This is a genomic window from Lentzea kentuckyensis, from assembly GCF_002150765.1.
Taxonomy (GTDB): domain Bacteria; phylum Actinomycetota; class Actinomycetes; order Mycobacteriales; family Pseudonocardiaceae; genus Lentzea; species Lentzea kentuckyensis.
In genome coordinates this window covers 1-20,846 of the sequence record NZ_MUYM01000038.1, presented here as the reverse complement: position 1 = coordinate 20,846, position 20,846 = coordinate 1, and the positions used below count along the sequence as shown (strand labels likewise).

The 20,846-nt window shown below is 69.8% G+C and carries 19 protein-coding genes; 9 read left to right on the top strand and 10 right to left on the bottom strand.

The genetic code is table 11. The annotated features are described in order from the left end of the window. Nucleotides 1-7: 7 nt before the first annotated feature. From B0F77_RS19570 to B0F77_RS19560, 3 genes are read right to left on the bottom strand one after another with little or no spacing between them, the layout of a single operon-like run. The gene (locus B0F77_RS19570) at nucleotides 8-853 is read right to left on the bottom strand and encodes a thioesterase domain-containing protein (RefSeq protein ID WP_086664371.1); all 846 of its coding nucleotides are present in this window, start codon (nucleotides 851-853) and stop codon (nucleotides 8-10) included. Further along, nucleotides 850-1,128: an acyl carrier protein gene (locus B0F77_RS19565; protein ID WP_086664370.1), complete on the bottom strand. Its 279-nt coding sequence runs from the start codon at nucleotides 1,126-1,128 to the stop codon at nucleotides 850-852. The genes B0F77_RS19570 and B0F77_RS19565 overlap by 4 nt, the downstream gene beginning before the upstream one ends. Beyond that, entirely contained in the window at nucleotides 1,125-2,438 is a 1,314-nt protein-coding gene (locus B0F77_RS19560) for an NAD(P)/FAD-dependent oxidoreductase (RefSeq protein ID WP_086664452.1), read from the bottom strand. Before B0F77_RS19560 ends, B0F77_RS19565 begins: the two co-directional genes overlap by 4 nt. A gap of 293 nt (nucleotides 2,439-2,731) precedes the next feature. Here B0F77_RS19560 and B0F77_RS19555 point away from each other — a divergent pair, with 293 nt between their 5' ends. From B0F77_RS19555 to B0F77_RS19540, 4 genes are read left to right on the top strand one after another with little or no spacing between them, the layout of a single operon-like run. Next, complete coding sequence (locus tag B0F77_RS19555; RefSeq protein WP_086664369.1) at nucleotides 2,732-3,454, top strand: SCO6745 family protein; 723 nt, start codon at nucleotides 2,732-2,734, stop codon at nucleotides 3,452-3,454. An 18-nt stretch (nucleotides 3,455-3,472) separates the two neighbouring features. Beyond that, a complete protein-coding gene (locus B0F77_RS19550; RefSeq protein WP_086664368.1) occupies nucleotides 3,473-4,816 on the top strand; it encodes a flavin-containing monooxygenase in 1,344 nt (447 codons plus the stop codon). Nucleotides 4,817-4,827: 11 nt separating this feature from the next. Further along, complete coding sequence (locus B0F77_RS19545) at nucleotides 4,828-5,178, top strand: hypothetical protein (RefSeq protein WP_086664367.1); 351 nt, start codon at nucleotides 4,828-4,830, stop codon at nucleotides 5,176-5,178. A 15-nt stretch (nucleotides 5,179-5,193) separates the two neighbouring features. Beyond that, nucleotides 5,194-5,865, top strand: a complete 672-nt coding sequence (locus B0F77_RS19540) for an SDR family NAD(P)-dependent oxidoreductase (protein ID WP_086664366.1) — start codon at nucleotides 5,194-5,196, stop codon at nucleotides 5,863-5,865. Nucleotides 5,866-5,948: 83 nt separating this feature from the next. Here B0F77_RS19540 and B0F77_RS19535 read toward each other — a convergent pair whose 3' ends face one another. After that, nucleotides 5,949-8,660 carry an AfsR/SARP family transcriptional regulator gene (locus tag B0F77_RS19535; protein WP_086664365.1) on the bottom strand — a complete coding sequence of 904 codons (2,712 nt, stop codon included), beginning with the start codon at nucleotides 8,658-8,660 and terminating at the stop codon, nucleotides 5,949-5,951. A 259-nt stretch (nucleotides 8,661-8,919) separates the two neighbouring features. On the opposite strand from B0F77_RS19535, the gene B0F77_RS19530 reads away from it, so the two are divergent. From B0F77_RS19530 to B0F77_RS19515, 4 genes are read left to right on the top strand one after another with little or no spacing between them, the layout of a single operon-like run. Next, the gene (locus tag B0F77_RS19530; RefSeq protein ID WP_086664364.1) at nucleotides 8,920-9,543 is read left to right on the top strand and encodes an RNA polymerase sigma factor; all 624 of its coding nucleotides are present in this window, start codon (nucleotides 8,920-8,922) and stop codon (nucleotides 9,541-9,543) included. A gap of 12 nt (nucleotides 9,544-9,555) precedes the next feature. Further along, nucleotides 9,556-10,290: an SDR family NAD(P)-dependent oxidoreductase gene (locus tag B0F77_RS19525; protein WP_086664363.1), complete on the top strand. Its 735-nt coding sequence runs from the start codon at nucleotides 9,556-9,558 to the stop codon at nucleotides 10,288-10,290. Between the two features lie 19 nt (nucleotides 10,291-10,309). Continuing rightward, complete coding sequence (locus B0F77_RS19520; RefSeq protein WP_158102764.1) at nucleotides 10,310-11,626, top strand: MFS transporter; 1,317 nt, start codon at nucleotides 10,310-10,312, stop codon at nucleotides 11,624-11,626. A gap of 5 nt (nucleotides 11,627-11,631) precedes the next feature. Next, nucleotides 11,632-12,243: a MerR family transcriptional regulator gene (locus tag B0F77_RS19515; protein ID WP_086664451.1), complete on the top strand. Its 612-nt coding sequence runs from the start codon at nucleotides 11,632-11,634 to the stop codon at nucleotides 12,241-12,243. Nucleotides 12,244-12,246: 3 nt separating this feature from the next. Here the strand turns inward: B0F77_RS19515 and B0F77_RS19510 are convergent, their stop codons facing one another. The 4 genes from B0F77_RS19510 to B0F77_RS19495 form a co-directional block, all read right to left on the bottom strand. Continuing rightward, nucleotides 12,247-12,657, bottom strand: a complete 411-nt coding sequence (locus tag B0F77_RS19510) for a hypothetical protein (RefSeq protein ID WP_086664361.1) — start codon at nucleotides 12,655-12,657, stop codon at nucleotides 12,247-12,249. A 119-nt stretch (nucleotides 12,658-12,776) separates the two neighbouring features. Beyond that, nucleotides 12,777-14,045: a vanadium-dependent haloperoxidase gene (locus tag B0F77_RS19505; RefSeq protein WP_086664360.1), complete on the bottom strand. Its 1,269-nt coding sequence runs from the start codon at nucleotides 14,043-14,045 to the stop codon at nucleotides 12,777-12,779. A gap of 173 nt (nucleotides 14,046-14,218) precedes the next feature. Beyond that, on the bottom strand, nucleotides 14,219-15,586 hold the full coding sequence (locus B0F77_RS19500) for a glycoside hydrolase family 10 protein (RefSeq protein WP_086664359.1): 1,368 nt from the start codon (nucleotides 15,584-15,586) through the stop codon (nucleotides 14,219-14,221). A 166-nt stretch (nucleotides 15,587-15,752) separates the two neighbouring features. Further along, entirely contained in the window at nucleotides 15,753-16,352 is a 600-nt protein-coding gene (locus tag B0F77_RS19495) for a TetR/AcrR family transcriptional regulator (protein ID WP_211293880.1), read from the bottom strand. An 85-nt stretch (nucleotides 16,353-16,437) separates the two neighbouring features. Here B0F77_RS19495 and B0F77_RS19490 point away from each other — a divergent pair, with 85 nt between their 5' ends. Then, entirely contained in the window at nucleotides 16,438-16,995 is a 558-nt protein-coding gene (locus B0F77_RS19490) for an NADPH-dependent FMN reductase (protein WP_086664358.1), read from the top strand. 175 nt (nucleotides 16,996-17,170) lie between these two features. On the opposite strand, the gene B0F77_RS19485 is transcribed toward B0F77_RS19490, so the two are convergent. Together B0F77_RS19485 and B0F77_RS19480 are read right to left on the bottom strand one after the other, a co-directional pair. After that, on the bottom strand, nucleotides 17,171-18,766 hold the full coding sequence (locus B0F77_RS19485; protein WP_086664357.1) for a cellulase family glycosylhydrolase: 1,596 nt from the start codon (nucleotides 18,764-18,766) through the stop codon (nucleotides 17,171-17,173). 23 nt (nucleotides 18,767-18,789) lie between these two features. Further along, on the bottom strand, nucleotides 18,790-20,808 hold the full coding sequence (locus tag B0F77_RS19480; RefSeq protein WP_086664449.1) for a cellulose binding domain-containing protein: 2,019 nt from the start codon (nucleotides 20,806-20,808) through the stop codon (nucleotides 18,790-18,792). Between the last annotated feature and the right edge of the window lie 38 nt (nucleotides 20,809-20,846).

Here is a 20,846-nt window from a genome sequence, read left to right as displayed (position 1 = left end):
CGGCTAGTCAGGCGGCGATCTCGGCGAAGCACCGGATCGCCGCGGGATCGCGCAGCATCGTGTAGTGGTCGCCCGGACAGCGCAGGACCTTCGGCGACTCGGCCACCTGGTCCCAGCCCAGCGCCCCCGGCCGGTCGACGAGCCCGCGTTCGGGACGCAGCACCACCACCGGCACGTCAGTCCACTTCGGACTGTGTGCGAGCACGAGATGGTTGTTGCGCAGAAGTCCGTCGCGGTAGGTCGTGAACACCTTGCGCAGCCCGGCGGTGGTGGTGCCCGGCAGCAGTGCCCCGCCCGCCACGGCCGCGTCCAGCACCTCGGCGAGCGCCGGCTCGAACTCCCTGCCGCGCAGCCGTTCCGGCGGCACGTCCACGATGCCGCCGCGCTTGGCGGCCAGGTACATCGCGAACCAGCCGAGCACCTGCACCGGGTCGAGCTCACCGTCGCGGGCGGTGAACTCCGGCACCGGCGCGAGCGCGTCCAGCACCAGCACCCGTTGCGGCAGCTCGTCCTCGTCGAGCAGGTCGAGCAACGCGTGGCAGATCGAGCCTCCGAACGACCACCCGGCCAGCACCCAGTTGGTTCCGGCGACGGGCAACGTCCGCAGCTCGCGCGCGACGTCGGCGGCGATCTCGTCGATCGTCGTGGTGATCCGGCGGGTCAGTGCCGCCTCGAAGTACGCGGGCATCTGCTCCAGATCCACGATCACCAGTTCCCGCACCGGGTCCACGCCCTCGGCCAGGTCGCGGTAGTGGCTCACGGGGATGGCGCCGGGGTGGATCAGCACCACCGGATCTCCCCGCCGTCCCGGCGTGCGGACCAGCAGGGGACGATCGGGCCGCGTCGCCGTCACGTGTCCTGCTTCAACGAGACGATGTACGGCGCGAGCTTGGCGATCGTCGGGTGGTACCAGAGCGCCGTCGGCTCCAGTTCCATGCCGAGCCACGACTCGAGCTCGCCGGAGAGCACCAGCGCCTCGGTCGAGTCCAGCCCGAACTCGTCGAAGTACTTGTCGGGATCGACCTGGTCCGGCTCGACGCCCAGCCGCTCGGCGAGCTTCCCGGTGAGCCACTGCTGCACGTCCTGCGCGGTCAGTGTTCCCGTGTGTGCTGCTGAGGGGTTCGTCATGTCATGACCCTTTCGGTGAAGCGCTCGAGATCGGCGATCACTCGCTCGGCCGCGCTGAACCCGGACCCCACGGCGGTGTCGTGGTTGCCCAGCGAGTCCGGCCCGTACCGGCGGGAGTGGAAGTAGGAGCCCGCGAACTTGATCCGCGACCCGGCGTCGATCGAGTCGATGTCCTGCTGGATCCGGCGCGCCTCGAGGTCGAAAGTCGGGTGCTCGTAGCGGAGTTCGGAGATCACGAGGTCCGCGCGCGGTTCGATCGGGCACGCCACCGAGACGAAGTAGTCCGTGGAGCTGGTGAAGCAGTGCAGTTCGTTCAGGTAGTACACGACCCACGGCACCGGCTTGCCGGCGACGTCCTTGCGGCCGTAGTTCCAGCTCCGCCAGTCCGCGCGGTCGCGCGGCATGACCGCGGGATCGGTGTGCAGCACCGCCGTGCTCGGGTGGTATCCGATCGCGCCGAGCAACCGCCGGTGTTCCGGCGTGGGCTCGGCGAGCAGCCGCAGCGCCTGGTCCGCGTGCGTCGCCACGACCACCTGGTCGAACCGATGAGCGCCGTCCGCTGTCCGGACCGTGACTCCCGAACCGTCCTCGGACACGGAGTCGACCGGTGTGCGAAGCCGGAGCTCACCACCGGCGCCGCGGAGTTCCTCCACCACCCGGCGGACGTAGGTGATGCTGCCGCCCCGGACGGTTCGCCACGGCACACCGCTGCCGCCGAGCGGCTGGGCGCCGTGCGCCATGAAGAAGGCGATGATCGTCGCCGCGGGCATCTCCCAGATCTTGTCCGCCGGCACGACCCACGCGGTGGAGCACATCATCACCACGAAGCCGTGCAGGAACTCTTCGCTGTAACCGTTGCGCACCAGGTACTCGCCGAGCGGCATGTCCACGCGGCCGCGCACGAAGTCCCGCGGCGACTCGGCGTGGAACCTCCTGGCCTCGCGCCAGAGCCCGAGGAACTCAGGCGGGCAGTGCGCGCGCACCTCGTCCTCGGTGCGCTGGAAATCGTCGGACACGTAGCAGGAGCCGGTGTCGGTGTCGTAGAAGCTGAACCGGCCCGGATGCTCGACGCCGTCGACACCGAGGTCGGTGAACAGGCGCATCAACTCCGGATAATTCGGTTCGTTGTAGACGATGAAGGCGGTGTCGAGCCCCAAAGTGCGACCGTCGTCCGATATTTCGACTGTGTGTGCGTGTCCTCCCGGTTGGTCGCCCGCCTCGAACAGCGTGACCTTTGTGGACGATCGCAGGCCGTGTGCGGCCGAAAGCCCGGCCGCGCCACTGCCTATGACAGCTACCTCTGGTTTCACGCTTCCTCCCGTGCCGTCTTCCGCCACCACAGTGCGGCGGCCACGTTCCACGGATACGAAAAGCGTCCTATTTGCTCCGATCGGGCGGATGCGTGAATTCGATGTTTGAACACGGTGATTCCTGGCAACTAGGCCGGCTGGGTGAATTATCAATAACTCCGGGCTTCAACTCACCGTGACCTTGCGCTACGCTTTGTTTCGCGCCCGCCTCGACCGTCACCGAGCCGTCTTCCGCAATTAGGTTCGTGACCCGAGGAAAGGACCGCCACGTGGATGCGCAGGAGTGTGCGCGGATGACCCGTGAGGTCGTCGTGCACCGCGGCGGGCGATTCATGGCCTCGCCCGAGCTCGCCACCCAGGAGCGGCTGCTCACCCTTCCCGCGCGCTCGCTGTACTTCCGCGGGCGCTCAGCCGTCCTCGGCGACCCGCCGGTCCCGGTGGTGGCCGAGCTCTTCGGCATCTTCCCCGGCTGGCTGGTCGACCTCGCGTTGTCCTCGCCCACCGGGAAGCTGGCCGCCGAACGCGCCGTCGAGGCGTACACGGCGGCGTGCTGGGAGTGGGGGCGCCACCACCTCACCGCCGTGCCGGACCCCGGTGCCACCGCCGACCTGCTGTTCACCGTGGTGGACGCCGCGGACGGCAGCGGTTTCGCGCTGTTCGCCGGGTGGCGGCACGCGCCCAGACCCGCGGATCCGCCCGCCCGCCTGGCCCACGCCCTGATGGTCGCCCGCGAGCTGCGCGGCGCGTTCCACTTCGCCGCTCTCAGAGCCGGTGGGCTCGGCGTCGTCGAGGCGGTGTTCACCGATCCCGACGGCGGCCCGCGGCGGATGCGGCAGACCGGCTGGCGGGACGAGGACGTGGCGCCCGTCCGAGAACGCCTGCACGGCCGGACCGATCTGGAACCGCGCTGGCAGGAGGCGCAGCGGATCACCGACGAGACGTTCGGCGCCTGCCTGGCCGTGTTGAGCGCGGACCAGCGCGCCGACCTGGCCACCGCACTGCACGCCGCAGCCTGAACCAGAGGAGAAGCACTCGTGGCACGAGGAACTCACTGCGTCATCGGGGCCGGGTTCGCCGGGCTCGCGGCGGCGCGCGCACTGCTGAAACGCGGTGTCGGCGTGCACGTGTACGAGGTCAGGCCCGAGGTGGGCGGCAACTGGCTCGACGGCGTGTACGACTCGACGCACCTGATCACGTCCCGCCGCAGCACCGGCTTCCCGGAGCGTCCGATGCCGGCCGACCTGCCCGACTTCCCGCACTGGACGGCGTTGCGGGACTACCTGAAGGCCTACACGGACGAGTTCGGCCTGCGCGAGCACATCATGTTCGGAACCGAGGTCACGGCCGTCGTCCCCGCCGGCGCGGCCGACGGCACCGATGGCTGGCTGGTCACCAGCCGCGCCGCGAACGGCGAGCAGACCAGGCACTACGCCGGCGTCGTGGTCGCCAACGGCCACCACTGGGACAAGTTCGTGCCGGACAAGCCGGGCTCGTTCACCGGCGCCCAGTTGCACGTGAAGGACTACAAACGGCCTGACGACCTGGTAGGGCCCAAGGTGCTGGTCGTCGGCGCCGGCGTCTCGGCGTGCGACCTCGCCGTCGAGGCGGGCCGGACGTTCGGCACCGCGTGGATCTCGATGCGCCGCACGCACCACTTCGTGCCGAAGACGGTCTACGGCAAACCCGTGTCCGAACTGAACAACCCGTGGATCCCGGCGTGGCTGCAGCGGGTCGTGAGCACCGCGATGCTGCGGGTCGTCAACGGACCGTACAGCCAGTACGGCATGCCCGAGCCCGACCACAAGCTCTTCACCGAGCAGGTCACCGTCAACACCCAGCTCCTTTACCACCTGCGGCACGGCACCGTCCGCTACCGGCCGGACATCGAGCGCTTCGACGGCCGCGTGGTCCGGTTCGCCGACGGGACCGCGGAGGAGTTCGACAGCGTCGTCTGGGCGACCGGGTACCTCAACACCTTCCCGTTCCTCGACCACGGGCTCTTCGAGTGGGAGAACGGGGTACCGCGCCGGGTGTGCGGGCTGCTGCCGGAACGGACCGCGGGCCTCTACGTGTTCGGGCTCATCCAGCTGCGCGGCGGTGCCGGACCGATGCTCGCGCTCAGCGCCGAACTGCTCGCGGACATGGTGCAGGCTCAAGCCCACGCCACCCGTCCGATCAGCCTCGACCTGGGGCGCGAGCGCAAGCCGGACGCCAGGTTCTACGCCTCCGTGCCCGAGATGACCCGCCAGGTCGAACGCGAACGAGCCCTGCTGGCCCGGCTGCGCCGGCGCGAACACTGGCTCGACACCGACCCGCAGGCAGGGGAGCAGGTCGACGGAGACCTCGTGCGCGTGCCGGCGAACACCGCCGCACGGTGAGGAGTGAAACCATGCAGATCCTGCAGTCCTTGCTCGTCGGAGCGCACCTGCTCGGCATGGCCGGGTTCATCGCCGCGTACTTCGTGCAACGCCGCACGCAGCCCGACGGCCCGCTGATTCCCATGTGGGCGTGGTCCGTGCTGATCGTCACCGCGTCCGGGTTCGGCCTGGTCGGCGTCGGCATCGCGACCGACGACCACCACGACCCGGTGAAGATGATCATCAAGGGCGGCCTGATGACGGTCCTCGGCGTCGCGGTGCTGATCGTCTTCTTCCGCCGCAGGGCCATCCCGCGGCAGCTCCCGGCGGTCTTCACCACAGCGGTTCTGGCCGAGGTGGCGGTGTCCGTCCTGATCACGTGACCTGGGGGAGGAGCCATGCCGACCGCACTGGTCACCGACCCCCGCACCGGACTCGGCACGGCGTTCGCCCGGCGGCTCGGCGCCACGGGCCACGACCTCGTGCTGGCGGGCCACGGCGAACGCGAGCTCGGCGCGCTGGCCGCGGAGCTCGCCGACCGGCACGACATCACCGTCGAGGTGATCGTGGCCGACCTCGCCGACGCCGGTCAGCGCGCCCTCGTGGAGGACCGGCTGCTCGACGAGGACCGCGCGCCGGTGGACCTGCTGGTGAACAACGCCGCCGGGGACGTCAGCCCGGGCTTCCTCGCCACGCCGGTCGACCGGGTGCAGGCGGACTTCGACCTCCGGGCCACCAGCGTCCTGCGGCTCACGCACGCGGCGCTCGCCGGCATGGTCCGCAGGCGACGTGGTGCGGTGATCAACGTGGCCGGTTCCGACGGGACGTGGTGGGGTCTGGGCAGGTGCACCGTGCAGGACGCGTTCGTCCGCACGCTGTCGCAGAACCTGGCCGACGCGCTGTGCGGCACGCCGGTCCACGTCATGGCGTTGTGCTTCGTCACCACGCCGTGGCTGACGAACGGTGCCGCGGACGTGGTCGTGCGGCGGGCGCTGCGGGACGTGGCCCAGCGCAGGCCGGTGTCCGGCAGCCGGTTCCAGCTGATGGCGCGCTGGCTCACCTCACGGTGAGCACCTAGTCGTGTGCCATGAACGGCGCTTTTGTGGACCTCAGGTCCACAAAAGCGCCGTTCATGGCACACACCGCGGGTGGGTCATGGTGACACCTCGCTGGGCGACTCGTCGGTGCGCGAGAGCCCGAGCCGCTTCCGCAGCGCGACCGACTGGTCGAGGTAGCGGGCCGCGGCGTCGGGTCCGTGCAGCACGTGGGCGACCCGCGCGACGCGGTGCAGCAGCTGCTCCTCGGCCCTCCGGTCGCCCAGCCGGCGGGCCAGGTCCAGGGACTGCTGGTAGTGGTCCAGCGCGTCGGCGTGCTGCTTGAGCCGTTCCAGCACGAGTCCGTGCCGGGCGTGTGCGAGCACGTGCGCGTCGCACAGCGGTACGTCGGCCAGCAGGGCGAACGCGCGGCCGAGGTGGTCGAGCGCGTCGGTGGTCGCCCCGAGATCGGTCGCCACTCGGCTGAGGTTGCTGAGCCACTTCGCTTCGAGGTAGGGCTCGCCGAGCTCACGGGCGATGCGCACGGCGTCCCGCAGACAGGTGTGCGCCTCGTCGACGCGGCCGCTGAGCAGGTGTGATTCGCCGAGGTTGTTGAGCACGGTGGACTCGGCGAGCCGGTCGCCCAGCTCGCGGGCCATCGCGAGGGCCTCGCGCATCCTCGGCACCGCCTCGTCGTGGCGGCCCAACTCGGCCAGCGCCAGGCCCATGTTGCTCAGCAGCAGCCGCTGGGCGGGCCGGTCGCCGAGCAGGCGGGCCGACTCCAGACCCGGTTCCAGCACCTCCAGCCATCGGACCTTGTTGCTGCACCGGTAGTGCAGCACCCCGGTGCGATAGGCCAGCCGCCACGCGCGTTCGTGGTCGCCGTACCGCGCCGAGGCTGTCACCAATGCGCGGATGTTGGGTTCCTCGGCGTCGACCCAGGTCAGGATTTCGGTCGCCGATCTGAACGGGGGCAGCGTCGCGGGCGGATGCTCGACCGGCCCGTCGAACAGCGGCGGCCGCGGTTCCAGGGTCAGCCGCGCCACCCCGACGGTGTGCAGGAAGTAGTCCACCAGCCGCCGGCCCGCCGCAGCGCACTCGTCGTCCTCACGCGCGAGCTGCGAGGTGTACAGCCGGACGAGGTCGTGCCGACTGTACCGGCCGGGCACCGTCTCGATCACCAGGTGCGCCTCGGCGAACTCCTCGAGGTGGCGGCGGGTCTCGGCCGTGCTCGCGCCGAACAGCGCGGACGCGGCGAACCTGTCGACGTCGGGTCCGGGATGCACCCCGAGCAGCCGGAACGCGCGTTGGGAGCGCGCCGGCAACGCGCGCACGCTCAACGTCAGCGACGCGCCCACGGCTCGATCGGCGGGGACGAGCGTGCTCGCGCGTTGCTGCTCGTCGGCGAGGTCGTCGACCATGCGCTGGAGCTGCCAGCGCCGATGCGTCGCGAGCCGGGCGGCGACGATCCGCAGCGCGAGCGGGAGCCGGCCGCACAGCCGGACGAGCGCGCGGGCGGCCTCCGGTTCCGCGGCCACCCGCGGCCGGCCGATCACGCCCGTGATGACGTCCAGGGCGTCCTCCTCGGTCAGCACGTCCAGGCCGAGGTGGGCCGCTCCCTCCCGCGCGACCAGGCCCTCCAGCCGGCTGCGGCTCGTGATCAGCGTGAGGCAGCCGGGCGTGCCGGGGAGCAGCGGGCGCACCTGGCCGGGGTCACGGCAGTTGTCGAGGACCACCAGCATCCGGCGCCCAGCCATGGACGACCGGTACAGGGCCGATCTCTCGTCGGGGTCCGAGGGCATGTCGCCCTCCCGGACGCCCAGCGCGTGCAGGAACCCGACGAGCACGTCCGCGGGCGGCTGCGGTTCCCGCTCGTCGTAACCGCGCAGGTCGGCGAAGAGCTGGCCGTCGGGATAGCCGTCACTGATCTCGTGCGCGTACCGCAGTGCCAGCGTCGTCTTGCCGATGCCGGCCTGGCCGCTCAGCACGACGATCCGGCGCGTGGTCTCCCGCAGTTCGAGCAGTTCCTGGTCCCGGCCGGTGAAGCCAGCGGCGCCCAGCGGGAGCTGGGCGGGTGACGGGCCGGGCGCGGAGGCGGTCTGGGCCGGAGGCTGGCCGCTGACCAGCGCCTCGTGTTCGCGGCGCAGTCCCTCGGACGGCTCGACGCCCAGTTCGTCGGCGAGTGCCTCCTGCGTGCGCTGGTAGACCTCGAACGCCTCGGAACGGCGGCCGGTGGCGTGCAGCGCGCGGACCGCGAGCTGGGCGAGCTCCTCGCGCAACGGGTGCTCGGACACGTGTTCGTCGAGCAGCGTGCTGGCGTCGGTCGGGCGGCCTAATCGCAACAGGCGGGCGGCCAGGTCCTCGATCGCGTGCAGCCTGCTGTCGGTGAGCCGGGCCGCCGCCGCGGCGAGGTAGAGGCTGTCCGCGGTGCCCGCCAGCGCCGGGCCGCGCCACAGCCCCAGCGCCTGCTGCAGCAGCACCACGGCCACGGAGTCGGACCGGTGCTTGGCGTCGGCCAGCAGCCGGTCGAACAGGTCGGCGTCGACCGCGTCCGCCTCGGTGACCAGCTCGTAGCCGGACGCCCTGCTGTTCAGCCGGGCAGGTCCGGTGATCACCTTGCGCAGCGCGGAGATGTGTCCCTGCAGCGCGGTGCGGGCGTGCGCGGGCGGGTCCTCACCCCAGACCCGGTCGATGAGCGCGTCGGTGCCGAGCAGCTGGTTGGGCGTGAGCGCGAGCGCCGCGAGGACCGACCGTCGTTTCGGCGCCCCCACCGTGAACATGGAACCCTTCGCCGTGACGATCTCCACGGGGCCGAGAAGACGGAATTTCATTCACGTTCCCCCCTGCGGTTCAACCTTTCGTGACGACGTCGGCAACTCTCCCGGCGAGCGGCCGGGAACGTTGCTTTGGGCAACTAATCGAATTCCGGATCACCGAACGAGGTCAGTGTAAGTTGGCAGATACCCGGCATGGGCGTGATTGATTCACAAATCGCCGTATTGAGACGCTTAGGGCAGCATTAGGGGGCCATTAAGCCGCTCTGCGACGGTGTTCGAGGAGGGAACAAGTCCGTCGCGAGTGGGTGGGTGCATGAGTGTCGTTCACGAGAAAGGCGTGATTGACGGGGTTGGGGGACTCGCCGGCCGGGAACCCCAGCAGACGGTTGTGTTCCAGTGCGGCCAGCGGGGAACCGAGGGGGCGTGGGAATCGGTGGTCGAGGAGTTCACGCCGCTCGTGTGGAGTGTCGCGAAGTCCTTCGGACTGCCGCCGGACGACTGCGCGGACATCTGCCAGTCGACTTGGGCGCACGCCGTGACGTCCATTGACCGCATCCGGCAACCGAGCCGTTTTCGCACGTGGATCGTGACCGTGGCGAAACGGGAAAGCATCAAGCTCCGCCAGTTCGCCGCCCGGCACGTGCTGGTGGCCGACGTGGAGAGCGGTGGCAGCGGCGTCGACCACCGCGGGCCGGAGGAGGTCGTGGTCGAGCGGGCGGACCACGTGCGGGTGCGCGCCGCGCTGCGCAAGTTGCCGAGCCTGCACCAGGAACTGCTGTGGATGCTGATCTCCGACCCGGCGCCGAGCTACGACGAGATCAGCCGCACGTTGCACATCCCGCGCGGATCCATCGGCCCCACCAGGAGAAGGGTGCTGCTGCGGATGCGGGAACTGCTGGAGGAGGACTCGCCGGCGACCGACTTCCGAGTCGCCTGAAGGGAACCGATCATGCCCACAGCTCTGGTGACAGGACCGACGGCGGGCATCGGCGCGGCGTTCGCCCGCAGGCTCGCGTCGGACGGCTATCGGCTGGTGCTGGTCGCGAGGTTCGAGCACACGCTGAAGGAACTCGCGGCCGAACTGGACGGTGACCACGAGGTGCTCGCCGTGGACCTCACCGATCCGGTTGCGCGGCAGCGGGTCGAGGACCGGCTGGCCGACGTGGAATCACCGGTCGACCTGCTGGTGAACAACGCGGGAATCGGTGCGGTGGGCCGGTTCTGGGAAGCGAACGCGGACGTGCTGCAGGCGCAGTACGAGCTCGGTACGACAGCGGTGTTCCGGCTGACCCGTGCCGCGTTGCCGGGGATGGTCGAGCGCGACCGCGGTGCCGTGATCAACGTGGCGAGCTTCGGGGCGTTGCTGCCGGGCCGCAACGGTGCCGCGTACACCGCGTCGAAGTCGTACGTGGTCTCGCTGACCGATCGCATCGCCGCCGAACTCGAGGGCACCCACGTGTCGGCGATCGCGGTGTGCCCCGGATGGACCCGGACCGAACTGCACCGGCGGTCCGGCAACGACTGCCCGGACCCGGCTTCACGCTGGTGGCTCGACGCGGACGCGGTGGTGGACCAGGCGTTGGCCGATCTCGCGAAGAGGAGAACCCGCTCGGTGGCGGGGGCGCGGTACCGGTTGCTGTACCGGGCGTCCCTGTTGCTGCCGCGCGGACTGATCCCTCGCTGACGTCATCGGGAGAACCCACGTGAACCGCATCGAGCAGCGTGCCTGGTACCAGTACGACTGGGCGAGCGCCGCGTTCCCCACGCCGATCCTGACCGTGTTCCTCGCGGTCTACCTCACCGGTGTCGCGGAGGCCGCCGCCCGTTCGTCCGGCCAGCGATGCCTCGACTCCGCGCTGGTCGACTGCGACGTGAGCGTGTTCGGCGCCGGCTTCCCTGCCGGTTCGCTGTGGGGCTATCTCCTCGTGCTGGCAACGATCGTGCAACTGCTGGCGCTTCCGCTGGTGGGCCTGGTCGCGGACCGGACCGGCCGGTGGTCGACGGTGTTCCTCGCGTGCGTGATCATGGGCGCGGGAGGAACGGCCGGACTCGCGCTGGTGTCGGCGCCGGACTGGTTGCCGGGCTCGCTGCTCTTCGTCGTCGCGAACGCCGGCTTCGGCGGCGCCCAGGTCATCTACAACTCCTATCTGCCCTGGATCGCCACCGAATCGGAGCGGGACGCCGTCACCGCGCGCGGAACCGGTCTCGGCTACCTCGGCGCCGGCCTGATCCTGGTCGCCCAGCTCGTGATCTACCTCGGGCACGACGCCATCGGCATCGGTGAAGCGCCGGCCGTTCGGCTGTGCTTCCTGCTCTCGGGCCTGTGGTGGGCGCTCTTCTCGATCCGCCCGTTGCGCGTGCTGCGCCGCTACGACCCGGCGAACCGTCCGGAGTGGACGGTCGGGCAGCACTCGATCTCGTTGCCGGCCACCGTTCGCACCATGACCCGACATCCGATCGTCCTGCGTTTCCTGATCGCGTTCTTCGTCTACACAGCGGGCATCAACACCGTGAACGCGGTGGCCTCGCAGTACGGCGAACGCGAGATCGGCCTGACCCAGCAGACGCTGGTCCCGATCCTGGTCACGGTCCAGTTCGTCGGCGCGCTCGGGGCCTGGCTGCACGGAAAGCTCGCGCTGCGGCTCGGCACCCGCAACGCCGTGCTGGCCAGCCTCGCCTGCTGGTCGTTGCTCATCTGCATCGGCTTCTTCGTCCCGCGAGGGGCGACCTTCGGCTACGCCGCCCTCTCCTGCGGGGTGGGCCTGGTGATGGGCGGCACCATCGCGTTGTCCCGCTCGCTGTTCAGCAAGCTGGTTCCGGCAGGCCAGGAAGCCCGCTTTTTCTCCCTGTTCAGCGTCTTCGAACGAGCCGGGTTCCTGCTGGGGCCGCTGGCGTTCGCGGCGATCGGCCAGCTGACCGGTTCGTACCGCCCCGCCATGATGTCGACGCTGGTCTTCTTCGTCGGCGGCGCGGTGCTGCTGTGGTACCTGCCCGCGCGAGATCGCGCCGAGGCCAGGTGAGTTCGATGCGCATCGGCGAACTGAGCAGCACCAGCGGTGTCCCCGTCTCGACCATCAAGTACTACCTGCGCGAGGGCCTGCTGCCCACCGGCCGGTTGACGTCCGCGAACCAGGCCCAGTACGACGACCACCACCTGCGCAGGCTGACCCTCGTGCGCGCCCTGGTCGACGTCGGCGGCCTCTCGATCGCCACCGTGCGCGAGGTGCTGGAGGCCGTGGACGCGTCGGACTCCAGTGCGGTACGTCTTGTGCACGACGAAATCACCGCGGTTCCCCCGACGGATCCAGATGCCGACGCGGAGCAGGAAGCCTTGTCGTTCCTGTCGACCTGCGGACTTCCCGCCGAGCCCGGCAATCCCGCTACCCGCTCTCTGGTCGCCGTCGTCGCGACCGCCCGTCGTCTCGGTCACCCGCACTTCACCGACCAGTTGGGCGTCTACGCGGACGCCTGCCGCCAAATAGCCGAAGCCGATGTGGACCGCGTGATGACGCACTCCTCGGTCGAGGACGTCCTCGAAGGCGTCGTCGTCGGCACTGTGCTGGGCGATGCCGCCATGGTGGCGTTGCGCAGGCTCGCCCAGCTCCAGGAGTACCGCCGGCAGTCCGGTTCCGAGTAGTGCTCAGGCCCGCAGAAGTCCGATGCCGAGCATCACGGTCGCGACCGCGAGGCTGAGCGCGCCCAGGTAGATGAACGCGATCATCTTGTTGGGCCGCTGGGCCCGGGGCGAGGTCACCGACAGGAAGAACCCGATCGGCGTGAGGATCGGGCCGATCACGAAACCCCACCGCACGATCGTCCGCGCGGTCTCGGGAAGGTTCGCCTTGTCGACGTAGAGCAGTGCCACCAGGGCGAAGATCACCCACACGCCCGCGTGCGCGTGGCCGGCGCGGAACATGTGCCGTCGCACGGAATTCTCCAGGTAGCCGCGGTCTCGTTTGGCGATCATCCGCAGCAGCGAGTGGCCGCCGAACTCGATGGTCGGCACGACGATCAGCAGGATGGCCGCCATGGTCAGGGATTCTGGGGACATGTCGTTCCTCGCTGTCTCCGGCGGTGGCCTCCATGCTATTTCAGCGGCCCGGCCGCCGCAGATCGCGCGACGATCGGGTCCACTGTGGACATCGGGATCGTGACCCGGCCCCGCAAGCTCTACAATGGACAGCCGCCGTGATGTGTCGGTCCGTTTCGCTTCAACAGCCGCGTCGCGAGCACCTCCGCCGCGACACCACGCCCGAGGGCAAGCCCGCCCTGGTTGCTGAACTCGAAGTGCTGTCCACCGAACACCCGCGACTTGCCGGCCTCGGCAGCGGCGGCGGAGAAGCTCGGATAGCTGCGCGCCTGACCACTCGGTGCGGTGTCCGTGGTGTGCGTGAACCGGATGTTGTCCGAGCAGAAGAACCCGGCCAGCACAGCCGCCGCCGCACCGCTGTAGGAGCTGTGCCCGGACGGGTACTCCGGTGTGCCGCCGATGCTGCCTGCGCGCGGCGCCCAGCCCGGATTCGGCTGCGTCAAAGGGTTTCCGTCGGTGTCGGCCTCGCGGATCGCCGTGGTAGGACGCCAGTGCCGGTAGGTGAACTTGGTCGCGACGGTGGGCACCGTGGCGTCGGCCAGCGCCATGGTCAGCAACGCGAGCAGGCGTGCCGAGGCGGAGAGCGGCAGGTCGTGGGACACCGTCAGCGCGATCTTGACCCACTCGCCGGCGGGCTGGCCGGTGCCGGTCGGCACGGACCAGAACTGGAAGGTGGCCAGCTTGTCGGGGGCCGGGATCGCGGCGTCGCCGAGGAGTGCGACGTCGGCGAAGGCAACGGCGTAGTCGAGACCGTCCAAGGCCGGTGGCGGGCCCGGTACGTACGCGGCGGGGTTGGTGATGGCGAACGGGCGGACGTTGCGGTACTGCACGCCGGACCACTCGGCGCGGAACACTCCGGGGCCGGTGCCGGCGGGCTGAGTCTGGACCGGCGTCGAGCCGTCGTCGGCGCGGGAGGCCACCACTCGTTGGCCGACCTCTCCGCCCCAGCGCACCCCGGCGTCGCGCTGGTGGCCGGGACGCAGACCGGCGAGGTCGGTCTGCAGTTGAGCGTCGTAGGTGGCGGTTCGGGCGGGGTCCAGCCGGACGAGGACGGCATGTGCCGCTGCGACGGCCGCGGCGTGGGAATCAGCGCCGCGCGGGCTGGGGCCGGGGATGAGCGCGTGCGCTCGGGCCGGGTGGGCGAGGCCGTTGACCGCGTCGTAGATGGCCACGTTGAGCATCGCGTACGTGCGGGCCGCGTCGGCATCGGTGGCGCGTGCGGCGCGCACCGCGGTCAACGCCAGTTCGTTCCACACCCGCACGCTGTCCAGTCGCGGCTCGGCTTCGGCGGGGGCGCTCAACCCCGCTGCGGCCAGACCCAGAACCAGTGCCAGGACGATCTTCTTCACGACCCCTCGCCTCCCACGACGAATGAGAATTCGCGAACGTCCTATCGTGGCGTGGTTCGAGCCGCGCTGCGACGGCTACATGAGGGCGCCCTGGCTGGTACGAATGGCCGGTGCGGGCCCGCCGCGAACGACGGGCCCGCGATCGAACCGCCGGTCCGATCAACGCGGATCGGCTACGCGGTGCAGACCGGGTTCAGTCCCGCACCGCTTCCGGTGCCCTGGAAGCCGAACTCGGTGGACTGGCCCGCCGGCACGTTGGCGTTGTAGTCCACATTGGACCAGTTGATGCTGCCGCTGTTGCCACTGCGGTTGGCACTCCACGAGTTCGTGACGGTGCCGTTGGCCAGCGTGGTCGTGACGGTCCAGCCGCTCAGGGCGCTGGAGCCGGCGGTGACCTTGATCGTGGCGACGAATCCTTCGTTCCACTGGTTCAGCGACACAGACGCGGTGCAGCCGCCCGGACCGGGGCCGTTGGTGGTCGTGGTCGTTGTGGTGGTGGTCGTTGTCGTGGTCGTGGTGCTCGTCGTCGGACCGGGGCCGCCCGCGTTGAGCGCGTCCAGCACCGCCGTGTAGGCGGGCTTCTTGGCGCCGGAACCGGTGAACAGCAACGGGTTCTCGCCGGTGCGCCACGAGTCGGTGTCGCGGATGCCCCACACGGTGATGCCGGTGCATCGGACGACGGCCAGACAGGCCCTGGTGACCGCGCCGTACGCGTTGGCCTGGTTGGAACCCGCGATGTCGAGCTCGGTGATCTGGACGTCGACGCCGAGATCGGCGAAGCGCTGCAGGTTCGCCTGCATGTCGGAGGGCGCGTTGTTGGTCAGGTGTGCCTGGAACCCGACGCAGTCGATCGGCACGCCACGGGACTTGAAGTCGCGCACCATGTTGTAGATGCCGGTGGACTTCGCGTTGATGCCGTCGGTGTTGTAGTCGTTGTAACAGAGCTTCGCGCCGGGGTCGGCCGCGCGGGCGGCGCGGAACGCCGCCTCGATCCAGTCGTTGCCGGTGCGCTGCAGGTTGGAGTCGCGCCGGCCGCCGCCGCCACCGTCGGCGAACGCCTCGTTGACCACGTCCCAGGCGTAGATCTTCCCCTTGTAGTGGGTGGCGACCTGGGTGACGTGGTTCATCATGGCCTGGCGCAGGTCGGACCCTTCCATCCGCTGTGCCCAGCCCGGTTCCTGCTGGTACCACAGCAAAGCGTGGCCACGCACCCGTTTGCCGTTGCTCACGGCGTGGTTGAGGATGCGGTCGCCGCCGGAGTAGTTGAACTGGCCGCGGTTGGGCTCGGTCGCGTCCCACTTCATCTCGTTCTCGGCGGTGACCATGTTGAACTCGGTGTTGAGGATGTTCACGTAGGTCGAGTCGCCCAGCTTGCCCGCCGCGACGGCGGTGCCGTAGTAGCGACCGGACTGTGCGGCGGCGGCGCCGAGGGTGGTGGCCGCGTTCGCGGGGGCGGGCCCGATCAGCGTTGCTCCGAGTGTCACCGCCGCGGCTGTCGCCACGAGCGGCACCAGTGCCACTGACCTCGATGTCAGTTTCATTGTTTCCACACTTTCGAAACTCGTTCGAAATGCCGAGTCAGAAGTGTGTCACCGGCAAGTTTGCACTCACAAGATCGCTTCGACGCGTTCGACGGAAGAATCTGCCGAAAGTGTTTCGAAACAATTGTTTCCAAACTTCGCGCCTGGCTTTTCGGTATTGCCGCCCTCAGGGCAGGAGCCGGTCGACCAGATCGTGCCAGCCGGCCTCGACGCGTTCGAGTGCCAGCCCGTGGCCGCGAACGAGGTGGTCGACCAGTACGACGTCCAGCGACGACAGCAGGGTGTGGGCGAGCAGTTCGGCGTCGGCGTCCGGGAGGACCGCGCGCACCAGCACGGCGACGTGGGTGTGGCGCACCCGCCCGGCCGGAACCGTGAACCGCCGCTCGGGCGTGGGCTCGGCGGCCAGGTAGAGGTCGACGTGCGCGCGTTGGTGGTGCAGCAGGGCCGGCCCGAACGCCCTGAGTCGCTCGCCGGCGTCGGCACCGGGGCCCAGTGGTGGCGGACCGGAGAGGAACGATGCCTGGAACCGCTGTTCCGCGCGGTCGAGGAGGGCCTGGAGCAGTCCGTTGCGGTCGCCGAACCGGCGCGACACGGTGCCCTTGCCGACGCCCGCCGCGGCGGCCACCGATTCCATCGTGATCGCCGCCGCGCCGTGTTCGGCCGACAGCCTGGCCGCGGCCTCCAGCAGGCGGGCCCGGTTGCGGACGGCGTCCGCACGCAGTGGCGTTTCCGTGCCGATGAGGGGCAGGGGTGTGCTGTCGATCACGTTCGCAGCCTAGCCGGAAGATAAACGGGCCGCGTCCCGTTTGTGCGGAGGACTGTTCACCGAAGCCTGCTCCTGGGAGTTCGCAATGGCCGTTCGCATCCTCACCCTCGTCGGCAGCCTCCGCGCCGGATCGCACAACCGCAGGCTCGCCGAAGCCGCCGTGCAGATCGCGCCGGAGCACGTCGAGGTCGGCCTGTTCGACGGCCTGGACACCGTGCCGTTCTACAACGAGGACATCGACGCCGAGGGCAGCGTGCCCGCCTCGGCCGTCAAGCTGCGTGAGGCCGCCGCCGAGGCCGACGCCCTGCTGCTGGTCTCGCCCGAGTACAACGGCACGATTCCGGCCGTGCTGAAGAACGCCATCGACTGGCTGTCGCGTCCCTACGGCGCGGGTGCCCTGTCCGGCAAGCCGGTCGCCGTCGTCGGCACCGCGTTCGGCCAGTACGGCGGCGTGTGGGCCCAGGACGAGGCCCGCAAGGCCGTCAAGATCGCCGGCGCCGAGGTCGCCGAGGACCTGACGCTCTCGATCCCGGGCTCGGTGGTCCGCTTCGCCGAGCTCCACCCGGTCGACGACCCCGAGGTCACCGAGAAGCTGACCGTCGTCATCGAGGGCCTGGCCGCCCGCACTGCCGCCACCGTCTGACCTGCTGCTGCGCTCACGCGGGGCCCTTTCGTGCACCAGTAGTGCACGAAAGGGCCCCGCGTGCAGTGCTGAACGCGGTTGTTGAGGGCTTGGTTGCCCGCGCCGCTGCCTTGTTGTGAAGTGCACGCGGGGAGCTTTCGTGTACTGGACGTGCACGAGAGCGCCCCGCGTGCGGCTAGACGCAGGCGGACTGGTTCAGGGTTACTGCGGCGGGCGCCGCGACCGCGCCGTTGGCGGTGAAGCCGAGTGACACGGACGCCCCCGCGGCCAGGGACGGGCTGTGTGAAGGCGCGGTCACGGTGACCGTCGAGCCGGACTGGGTGAAGGTGCCGTTCCAGCCGTTGTTGATGGTGGCTCCGCCGGGCAGCGTGAACGTGACCGCCCACGGGTTGGCGGCACTCGTCCCGGTGTTGGTCACGGTCAGCGCGCCCTGGAAGCCGCCCTGCCAGGAGTTGTCGAGCTTCCACGCCGTCTTGCACGCGCCCGTGCCACCGCCGCCGGTGGTCGTGGTCGTCGTCGGGCCGGGGCCGCCGCCGGTGGGTGGGATGAGGTACGGCTGCAGGATGCTCTGCTTCGCCTGGTTGACCGTGGTCCAGTCGTCGCCGACGATGCCGCCGGTGTCACCGGAATTGGGATTCCACGACCAGTAGGTGAACGAAATCCCGTTCACGCCGGTCCCGGTGTAGGCCATGAGATTTTCCAGCCACACTTTGTCGACCGGATTGGCCAGCGTGGTGCCGAATTCGCCCATCATCAGCGGAGCGATGTTCTGCTTGTACAGATAACCCCAGTACTTGTCCCAGATTCCCGGCATGTTCGCCGGGTAGTTCGGGGCGCTGAACCACGGCTGGTTGTAGACCGAGGTCGCGTATTCGTGCGGGGAGTACACCAGCCGCCCCGGCACGGACAGGCGCACCGGGAACTGGCCCGCCTTCGACAGGTTCCCGCCCCACCAGCCGCAGTCCTCGTCGTTGGACGGGTCGCCGTCCCACACGTTCGACAGCCCGCCGCTCGGGCAGCTCACGCCCTCGACGAAGATCAGCCAGTTCGGCTGCACGCCCAGGATCGCGTTGCCCGCGCGTTCGGCGGCCAGCCGCCAGTCGCGGTTGGTGTCGCCGCAGCCCCAGCACGAACCGGTCGCGGCCGGGTTGGTGCCTTCGGCGTGCGGCTCGTTGTGCAGGTCGGCGCCGATCACCGTGGTGTTGCCCGCGTAGCGCTGGGCGAGCATCTTCCAGTCGTTGATCCAGGTGCTCTCCGGCACGCCCGCCGTGTACCAGAGGGCGGACTGGCCCGAGCTGGTCGGCCGGTGCCGGTCGAGGATGACGCGCATCCCCTTCTGGCCCGCGTAGCCGATCACCTTGTCCAGGATCTGCAACGGGGACAGGCCGACCAGGTCGGGATTGGTGTAGTCGTTGATGCCGGTGGCCCTGGCGTCGGGTTTCAGCGAGTCGTTGGAGAACGGGACGCGCAGGGTGTTGTAGCCCAGCTGCGCCATGTGGTCGAGCTGCTGGCGCCACGTGACGCTGGCCCACAGCCCGTGGAAGGTCTTGTTGTCGGTCTCCATGCCGAACCAGTTGATGCCGGTCAGCCGGACCGTCGCGCCGGTGCTGTCCAGGATCTTGTTCCCGCTGGTGTGCAGGTACCCGGTGCCGGTGCCGCCCGCGGCCGCCACCGCCGCGGTGCCCTGGCCTGCCGTGCCGATGACGATCATCCCGGTCGCGGCTGTCACCGCCGCGATCAGCGCTCCCAGAACCTTGTGCCGCCGCTTCATCCGCTCTCCTTTGAGCCAGGGGTTCATGACGTCGTGTGGCAGAGAGTTCCGTTCAGCGTGAAAGCCGACGGAGGAATGTTCGGCCCGGTGTAGTTGCCGACGTACCCGACGCTGACCGTCGCGTTCGGCTCGATGCGGGCGTTGCCGGTGACGGTGACCGTGCTGCCGGTCTGGGTCCACGTCGCGTTCCAGCCCGACCCCACCTGCTGACGGCCGGTGGGCCAGGTGAAGGTGAGCGTCCAGTCGGCGAGCGGGTTCGGCCCGGTGTTGGTGATGTCGATGCCGCCCACGTAGCCGCTGCTCCAGTCGGTCACGTTCGACAACCGGACCGTGCAGCTGCTCTCGGCGGGACTGCCGGTGGTGACGGTGAGCGGGGGAGAGGACCAGGACACGGCGCCCGCGGCGTTCCGTGCCAGCACGTTGACCGTGTACCTGGTGCCGGGGTTGAGGTTCCCGGCGGTGAACGACGTGCCGGACGTCTCGCCCCACTGCTCGCTGGTCGTGCCGAGCTGGCGGTGGACCTCGTACTTCACCACGCCCGGCACGGACGGCCAGCTGATCGTCGCGGTCCGGTCGGTGGTGGCACCGGTGGGCTGTCCAGGTGCGGCGGGAAGCTGTGCGGTGCCGGACGGGTGCAGGACGAGCGTGGTGAGCGAGAACGGCGGCAGGGTCCGGCTGGTCGCGCTGCCGTCGGTCGACGTCACGACCCCGGTCGCGCCGTTGGTGAACGTGTGCACCGTCGGCGCCGCGGTGGAAGGCGTGTAACCGGCGTAGTCGAGGGTGACCGTGCGGGCGTTCTTCTCGTCGGAGTTGAGCAGCAGCACCGCGAGATCGCCGTTCGGCCGGCGCGCCGCGTGCGCCCTTACCGCCGGGTCGCCGGAGCCCGCCCGGACGAGCTGGTCACCGGGGCGGGCGAAGAGACTCAGCATCTTCAGCCCGTGGTACGGCGCGAACGGCGTGTTCAACGGTGGCTCGCACGCGCCGTCCGCCAGGCATCCTCCGCTGGACAGCAGTCCGAAGTCGTCGAAGTCCGGCTGACCGCCCACGGTGGACGCTTTGCCTGGTCCGTTGTGGACGTTCCACCAGTCGACGGTGAAGACGCCGTTCTCCAGCAACGACGTGTAGGCCTCGGCCGCGAACAGCGCGCCCGGCTGGGTGTTGCGGCCGTACGAGCTGTTCACCTCGGTCATGGCGATGCCGAGCCGGTCCGCGTCCGGTCCCGCGTACTTGGTGATCTGCTGCCGCAGCAGGTACGTCATGTCGGGGATCTGGTCCGCGCTCGCCAGCGTCTGCTCGGTGGTGGACCCGCCCGGATACCAGTGCACGATCACGAAGTCCACGTACGGGCCCGCGATCGACAGCACCGTCTGGTTCCAGCTCGCGGCGTCCCCGGCACCCACGATCGCGTCCGGCCAGTTCGCGGGGGTGGTGAGCACCGCGCCGACCTTGATCGTGGGGTCGGCGGCCTTCATCGCCTGGGCGAACGCGACGGTCTCCCTGGCGTACCCGGCGGGACTCTTGTCCGGGTGGTCGTCGGCCTCCCAGTTGGCGCCGTAGTGCCCGTTGCCGTAGAGCTCGTTGCCGATCTCCCAGTACTTCACGCCGTAGCCCTTGGTGACGTTGGCGTAGCGCACCCAGTCGGCGGCTTCCTGCGGCGTGCCGGTGCCGTAGTTCGCGATGATGATCGGCTGGGCCTGCGCCCTGCGCACACCGGCCATGAACGTGTCGAAGTCGGTGTTCGGCGCCACGTAACCGCCGGGGGCCGTGTGGTCCTTCCAGTGGTAGATGTCGCCGTAGGAGCCGCCGGGGTAGCGCATCATCCGCACCCCGGCGTCGCCGAGCAGGTCGTTCACCGCGTTGGTGCCGAGCTGGCTGTCCCAGATCGCGTGGTTGACGCCGATCGCGGTGTCCGGCACCGTCGCGAGCCCCGCTCGGGCGTTGATCACGACGGTGGCGTCCGGTGCGCCGGACGCGGTGATCGACACCGCGGGCAGGCAGGCCGCGACGAGCGCGGTCACCACGAGAAGTCTTCGGCTCGCCATGCGCATCACGTCCTAGTCAGGAGTCTGGGAGCGCTCCC

Coding starts and splice junctions, on each gene's coding strand:
- B0F77_RS19535 (WP_086664365.1), bottom strand. CDS start 8,660: ATGAAATTCCGTCTTCTCGGCCCCGTGGAGATCGTCACGGCGAAGGGT.
- B0F77_RS19485 (WP_086664357.1), bottom strand. CDS start 18,766: ATGAAGCGGCGGCACAAGGTTCTGGGAGCGCTGATCGCGGCGGTGACA.
- B0F77_RS19490 (WP_086664358.1), top strand. CDS start 16,438: ATGGCCGTTCGCATCCTCACCCTCGTCGGCAGCCTCCGCGCCGGATCG.
- B0F77_RS19525 (WP_086664363.1), top strand. CDS start 9,556: ATGCCCACAGCTCTGGTGACAGGACCGACGGCGGGCATCGGCGCGGCG.
- B0F77_RS19510 (WP_086664361.1), bottom strand. CDS start 12,657: ATGTCCCCAGAATCCCTGACCATGGCGGCCATCCTGCTGATCGTCGTG.
- B0F77_RS19565 (WP_086664370.1), bottom strand. CDS start 1,128: ATGACGAACCCCTCAGCAGCACACACGGGAACACTGACCGCGCAGGAC.
- B0F77_RS19515 (WP_086664451.1), top strand. CDS start 11,632: ATGCGCATCGGCGAACTGAGCAGCACCAGCGGTGTCCCCGTCTCGACC.
- B0F77_RS19540 (WP_086664366.1), top strand. CDS start 5,194: ATGCCGACCGCACTGGTCACCGACCCCCGCACCGGACTCGGCACGGCG.
- B0F77_RS19545 (WP_086664367.1), top strand. CDS start 4,828: ATGCAGATCCTGCAGTCCTTGCTCGTCGGAGCGCACCTGCTCGGCATG.
- B0F77_RS19555 (WP_086664369.1), top strand. CDS start 2,732: ATGACCCGTGAGGTCGTCGTGCACCGCGGCGGGCGATTCATGGCCTCG.
- B0F77_RS19480 (WP_086664449.1), bottom strand. CDS start 20,808: ATGGCGAGCCGAAGACTTCTCGTGGTGACCGCGCTCGTCGCGGCCTGC.
- B0F77_RS19530 (WP_086664364.1), top strand. CDS start 8,920: ATGAGTGTCGTTCACGAGAAAGGCGTGATTGACGGGGTTGGGGGACTC.
- B0F77_RS19500 (WP_086664359.1), bottom strand. CDS start 15,586: ATGAAACTGACATCGAGGTCAGTGGCACTGGTGCCGCTCGTGGCGACA.